1 protein-coding gene is annotated in these 1,300 nt (G+C 62.9%); it reads right to left on the minus strand.

Annotated features, from left to right (window positions below):
* Window positions 1–73 precede the first annotated feature (73 nt).
* Window positions 74–1,300: hypothetical protein (locus tag BMY53_RS25235; protein WP_218151308.1), on the minus strand; the 1,227-nt coding region annotated here is incomplete at its 5' end.

Genomic DNA, 1,300 nt, shown 5'->3' on the forward strand with positions numbered 1-1,300 from the left:
GGATGGCGGTGAGGTCAGAAGATGGAATCGCGCAGGCATATCGATATCGAAGAGATCAGAGGCTACGGGTACGTCAAGGCGCGACGTCTGACGAAGGCCCGGGTCCCCGGAGAACCGTTGATGGCGCAATAGGTGGCCAACGGAATCGGTTCACTTCCGGAATCGGACGGGGCAATATGGCTCTCAGGGGTCGCACCAATCCTTTAGCGGCAACAAGCGGCAAATCGGGGCGACCTACAGGTGGCAGGCTCACGGGCAACGGCACCGCTGGCAGCTCCCGTGATTTCTTTGACATGGACCCCTTGAACATGCGCCACAGGTCCATCGCCGGCGCACCAGCGGCCCTGAGTCGCGCGGCATATTCCCGATCGGTTTCCGAACTCTTCTGACGATCAGCGCGCATAAGTGCCGACAGCTCCGCCCGCTTAGGCAGGAATCGCAGGATCGATGCCGCATCCCGCTCGATCCCCGCCATCAACATGAGATCCTTGGCAAAAAGAACACCAATTCCTTCATATGCCGCGAGTGCCAGGCGCCGGGCATGGCCATTGCGACTCTCCAATGAGCCAGGTGCGGGTGGAGGCTCTAGCTTCAACAACGCCTGTTGCCAGGGCTGAAGCGGCTGGCGCTGCGGCCACGCGTCGGCACCTGCACTGGTGCTCACCTTCTCGCCGGAGCTCACCCGTTCGGGTGGCTCGCTCGACCGATCTACCGCCTCGTCCGCGCCCGAGACTGTCTTGCCGGGCAGCAGTGACACCTCTTGCGCCCCCCCTAAAACAGACGTATTCACCCGCATGGTGCCCAAAACGAGCTTCTCCAAGGTCATCTGGAATACGGAACACACTGAGCACTCTGGGGCGCCAAAGTCCCGAAGCCGCCGGGCGTAGTCGCGGTCGGATTCACGCTGCTCCTGCTGATGCTCGCGCATCAGTTCCCGCAGCACAGAAAGGTCGCGCAGCTTGCGAATGCAATTTGCAACGCCCAAACCGATACCGGCCATCACCGACAGATCCTTGGCAAGCACCGGGCCGGGCCATAGGGCGGGCTCCAGTACTAGCCTGCGGGCGTATGCGCCGCTGGTTTCATATGTGTGGCGAGGAACGGCCTTCAACAGCGCCTCCTGCCACGGCTTCAGCGAACGAGCCTGATCGTCTCTGAGCCGACCAGCACGCCTTGACGGGAGCAGCTCGTGCACTGTTTGCGCCCCACGCTCGATCCCGCTTGGTCCTTCGCCCGGCTGATCCGGTTCGAGCGGGCGTTTGCGGCTCACCGGGTCGGCCGTGGCCTGCACAGGGCTCGG

Source organism: Roseateles sp. YR242, assembly GCF_900109745.1.
Classification (GTDB): domain Bacteria; phylum Pseudomonadota; class Gammaproteobacteria; order Burkholderiales; family Burkholderiaceae_C; genus Roseateles.